This window comes from Rathayibacter sp. AY1C6 (assembly GCF_002931535.1).
Taxonomy (GTDB): Bacteria; Actinomycetota; Actinomycetes; order Actinomycetales; family Microbacteriaceae; genus Rathayibacter.
This window is the reverse complement of record NZ_PSWC01000046.1, coordinates 1-4,640: the sequence shown is the minus strand read 5'-3', so window position 1 is coordinate 4,640 and position 4,640 is coordinate 1. Positions and strand designations below refer to the sequence as shown.

Here is a 4,640-nt window from a genome sequence, read left to right as displayed (position 1 = left end):
ATGATCCAGACTCTCGACCTCCGCGGCCGTCGTCCCTCCTCCGCCGAGCTCCTCGCCCTCGTGCCCCGCAATCCGAGCACGTCCGCCTCCGTCGGGCCCGTCGTCGCCGAGCTGATCGCCGACGTCCGAGAACGCGGCGCGGAAGCGCTCCTCGACCAGGCGGAGCGGCTGGACGGCGTGCGCCCCCCGCACCTCCGCGTGCCCGCCGAGCAGATCGCCGAGGCGCTCGACCGCCTCGACCCCGCCATCCGCAGCGCACTCGAGGAGGCGATCGCGCGCGTCCGCCGCGCCAGCGCCGCGCAGATCCCCCCGCCCCGCACCACCGAGCTCGACGACGGCGCCACGGTCACCCAGCGCTGGCAGCCCGTCGCCCGCGCCGGGCTGTACGTCCCCGGCGGCAAGGCGGTCTACCCGTCGAGCGTCGTCATGAACGCCGTGCCCGCGCAAGCCGCCGGAGTCGCCTCCATCGCCCTGGTCTCGCCGCCGCAGAAGGCGTTCGGCGGCTCCGTCCACCCCACGATCCTCGCGGCGGCCGCTCTGCTCGGCATCGACGAGGTCTACGCGGTCGGAGGCGCCGGAGCCGTCGCCGCACTGGCCTACGGCGTCGACTCGATCGGGCTGGACCCCGTCAGCATCATCACCGGGCCGGGCAACGTCTGGGTCACCACCGCGAAGCGCCAGGTGCTCGGGCAGGTCGGCATCGACTCCGAGGCGGGCCCGACCGAGATCCTCGTGATCGCCGACGACTCCGCCGACCCGCGCCTGGTCGCCGCCGACCTGGTCAGCCAGGCCGAGCACGACGAGGCCGCCTCCGCGGTCCTGGTCACCGACAGCGCCGAGCTCGCCGCCGCCGTCGAGCGCGAGGTCGCCGCCCAGGCCGCCGCCACCCACCACGCGGAGCGCGTGGCCATCGCACTCGACGGCCCGCAGTCCGCGCTCGTGATCGTCGACGACCTCGAGCTCGCCTGCGCGTTCAGCGACGCCTACGGCCCCGAGCACCTCGAGCTGCACACGGCCGACCCCGTCGCGACGGCCGAGCGGATCCACGACGCCGGCGCGATCTTCCTCGGCCCGACCACCCCGGTGAGCCTGGGCGACTACCTCGCCGGCTCCAACCACGTGCTCCCGACGCTGGGGCAGGCGCGCTTCTCCTCCGGGCTCGGCGCCTACACCTTCCTCCGGCCGCAGCAGCTGATCTCGTACGACCGCGGTGCGCTCGAGCGCGTCGCCCCGCACATCCGCGCTCTCAGCGACGCCGAGGCGCTGCCCGCCCACGGCGACGCCGTCGACGCCCGCTTCGCCTGAGACCGAGAGGCCCTCGATGTTCTGCCCCTTCTGCCGGCACCCCGACTCCCGAGTGATCGACTCGCGCACGAGCGACGACGGCCTCTCGATCCGCCGCCGCCGGCAGTGCCCGTCGTGCGGCCGGCGCTTCTCGACGACCGAGACCGCGAGCCTCGTCGTGATCAAGCGCAGCGGAGTCGTGGAGCCGTTCAGCCGCGAGAAGATCGTCAGCGGCGTCCGGAAGGCCTGCCAGGGCCGGCCCGTAACCGACACCGATCTGGCCGTCCTCGCGCAGCGGGTGGAGGAGAGCATCCGCTCCACGGGCGCGTCGCAGATCGACGCGAACGACATCGGCCTCGCCATCCTGCCGCCGCTGCGCGAGCTCGACGAGGTGGCCTACCTCCGCTTCGCGAGCGTCTACCAGGCGTTCGACTCGCTGGACGACTTCGAGTCTGCGATCACCCTGCTCCGCGCCGAGCGCACCTCCGTGCCCCACAGCGCCGACGAGATCTGAGGCCCGGGTGTACCCGCTCCTGTTCCGCACCGTCCTGCGCCGCCTCGACCCGGAGCGGGCGCACCACCTGAGCTTCCCGGTGATCCGGGCCCTCGGAGCCCTCGCTCCGGTCCTGCGCCGGACCACCGTCCCGCGCGGAACGCCCGCGGTCGAGACGCTCGGGCTCCGCTTCGAGACCCCGTTCGGCGTCGCGGCCGGCTTCGACAAGGACGCCACCGCGGTCCTGGGCTTCGGTGCGCTCGGCTTCGGACACGTCGAGGTCGGGACCCTGACCGCGCGGGCGCAGCCGGGCAACGACCGGCCGCGCCTCTTCCGGCTGATCGCGGACCGCGCCGTCGTCAACCGGATGGGCTTCAACAACCACGGGGCCGAGGCCGCGGCGCTGCGGCTGATCCGGCTGCGCAGCGCGCGCCGCCGCCCCGTGATCGGCGTCAACATCGGCAAGAGCCGGGTGGTCGAGGTGGACGACGCGATCGAGGACTACCTGATCAGCACGCGCCTTCTCGCGCCGCTCGCCGACTACCTCGTCGTGAACGTCAGCTCGCCGAACACCCCCGGGCTCCGCGGCCTGCAGGAGATCGACCGCCTCGAGCCGCTCCTCGCGGCCGTCAAGGACGCCGCCGACACGACGCCCCTGCTGGTCAAGATCGCCCCCGACCTCTCCGACGACGAGGTCGGCCGGGTCGCCGAGCTCGCCGTCCGCCTGAGTCTGGACGGGATCATCGCGACCAACACGACGCTCTCCCGGGAGGGCCTCTCGACCGATCGTGCCGTGGTCGAGGCGGCCGGCGCCGGCGGCCTCTCCGGTGCCCCGCTGGCCGCGCGCTCGCTCGAGGTGCTCCGCGTGATCCGGGGCGTGGTCCCCGCGGCTTTCTGCGTGATCTCCGTCGGAGGAGTCGAGACGGCCGAGGACGTGCGCGAGCGCCTCGACGCGGGCGCCACCCTCGTCCAGGGCTACACCGCCTTCATCTACCGCGGGCCCCTGTGGGCTCGGGACATCAACCGGGGACTGGCCCGCGCCTCCTGACCCGCCGTGCACGACGAAGGGCCCCGGAGCCGCGCGAGGCGCGACCGCAGGGGCCCTTCGTGGTCCGCCGTCCGACTACTCGGGGAAGGCGCGGCGCTTGACCTGGGGCTTCGGCAGTCGCATGACGCGCAGCTGGAGGGCGCGCATCGCGGCGTACCAGCGGATGCCCTTCTCGACCTTGTCGGCGCCGTAGCGCTCGGCGAGCTTCCGGCGCATCCGCATGCCGAGGAGGATGCAGTCGATCACCGCGAGGAGGAAGAACACCCAGAGGATGACGAGCGTCGCGTACTGCAGCTCCGGCTGCGGGAAGAAGCTCAGCAGCAGGACGACGACCATCACCGGGATGAGGAACTCGCCGAGGCTGAAGCGTGCGTCGACCCAGTCGCGCACGAACTTGCGCTGAGGACCCTTGTCGCGCAGCGGCAGGTAGCGCTGGTCGCCGGCGGCCAGGCCGATGCGGGCCTGCTCGCGTGACACGGCGGCCTTCTCGCGGGCGTCGCGGGCGGCCTGCTTGCGGTCGGTGACGACCAGCGGACGCTTGCGGGCCAGCTCCTGCTCGCGCCGGGTCGGCGTCGGCCGGCCCTTCCCGGGGCCGGGGGAGCCGGCGTCGTCGGGCGTGTCGGTTGCGATCGGGTGCTTGGCCACGGGGAACGTCCTTGGAATCGAGGGTCTCTTAAGATTACCTCCATGGCTCACGACGCTCCGACTCCGCCCGCACTCTCCTCCGACGAGGAGGCCGTCCTCGCCGCCGTCCGCGACGATCTGCCGCGCTCGCTCGCCCAGCTCGGGCAGCTCGTGCGGATCCCGTCCGTCTCGTGGGACGGCTTCGACGCGACCCGCGTGGCCGCCAGCGCCGAGGCCATCGCCGAGCTCGCGCGCGAGACGGGCGTCTTCGATGACGTCGCGATCCACAGCGCCACGATCGACGGCACCGACGTGCTCGGCCAGCCTGCCGTCCTGGCCACCCGCGCCGCCCGCAACGGAGCGCCGACCGTCCTCCTCTACGCCCACCACGACGTGCAGCCGCAGGGCGCCGAGTCGGCGTGGGAGACGCCTCCGTTCGAGCCGACCGTGCGCGGCGACCGCCTGTACGGGCGCGGTGCCGCCGACGACAAGGCGGGAGTCGTGTCCCACCTCGCCGCGGTGCGCGCACTCCGCGAGGTCGCGGGCGAGGACCACGACCTCGGGCTCGTCCTCTTCATCGAGGGGGAGGAGGAGTTCGGGTCGCGCTCGTTCCCCACCTTCCTCCGCGAGCACCACGACGCCCTCCGCGCGGATGCGATCATCGTCGCCGACAGCGACAACTGGGACGTCGACACCCCCTCGCTGACGGTGGGCCTGCGCGGCAACGTCACCTTCACCCTCACCGTCAGCACTCTCGCGCACGCCTCGCACTCGGGCATGCTCGGCGGAGCGGTCCCGGACGCGATGCTCGCGGCGGTCCGACTGCTCGCGACGCTCTGGAACGAGGACGGCTCGGTCGCCGTCGCCGGCCTCACCGAGCACGACGGAGCGGTGCCCGAGACGACCGAGGAGGACCTCCGCCGCGACTCCGGGCTGCTCGACGGGGTCTCGCCGATCGGCACCGGCGCGATCCTCTCGCGCCTGTGGTCGAAGCCGGCCGTCACGGTCACCGGGATCGACGCGCCCAGCGTCGTCGACGCCTCCAACACCCTCGTCCCGTCCGTGCGCGTGAAGATCAGCGCCCGCATCGCCCCCGGCCAGGACGCGGAGGAGGCCTTCGCCGCGATCGAGAGCCACCTGCGGGCGAACTCCCCGTTCGGCGCACACCTCGCGGTCGAGGACGTCGACACC

At 73.4% G+C, this 4,640-nt stretch carries 5 protein-coding genes; 4 read left to right on the top strand and 1 reads right to left on the bottom strand.

Going from position 1 to position 4,640, the window contains the following annotated elements; genetic code table 11:
* The 3 genes from hisD to C5D36_RS16435 are packed head-to-tail and all read left to right on the top strand — an operon-like array spanning position 1 to position 2,825.
* Complete coding sequence (hisD, locus tag C5D36_RS16445) at positions 1 to 1,305, top strand: histidinol dehydrogenase (RefSeq protein WP_104296289.1); 1,305 nt, start codon at positions 1 to 3, stop codon at positions 1,303 to 1,305.
* A 16-nt stretch (positions 1,306 to 1,321) separates the two neighbouring features.
* Positions 1,322 to 1,798, top strand: a complete 477-nt coding sequence (gene nrdR / locus C5D36_RS16440; protein WP_104224657.1) for a transcriptional regulator NrdR — start codon at positions 1,322 to 1,324, stop codon at positions 1,796 to 1,798.
* Between the two features lie 7 nt (positions 1,799 to 1,805).
* On the top strand, positions 1,806 to 2,825 hold the full coding sequence (locus C5D36_RS16435; RefSeq protein WP_104233339.1) for a quinone-dependent dihydroorotate dehydrogenase: 1,020 nt from the start codon (positions 1,806 to 1,808) through the stop codon (positions 2,823 to 2,825).
* A gap of 75 nt (positions 2,826 to 2,900) precedes the next feature.
* Here the strand turns inward: C5D36_RS16435 and C5D36_RS16430 are convergent, their stop codons facing one another.
* Positions 2,901 to 3,470: a DUF3043 domain-containing protein gene (locus C5D36_RS16430; RefSeq protein ID WP_181067792.1), complete on the bottom strand. Its 570-nt coding sequence runs from the start codon at positions 3,468 to 3,470 to the stop codon at positions 2,901 to 2,903.
* A gap of 42 nt (positions 3,471 to 3,512) precedes the next feature.
* Here C5D36_RS16430 and C5D36_RS16425 point away from each other — a divergent pair.
* On the top strand, positions 3,513 to 4,640 hold a 1,128-nt coding region (locus tag C5D36_RS16425; protein ID WP_104296290.1), incomplete at its 3' end, for a M20/M25/M40 family metallo-hydrolase.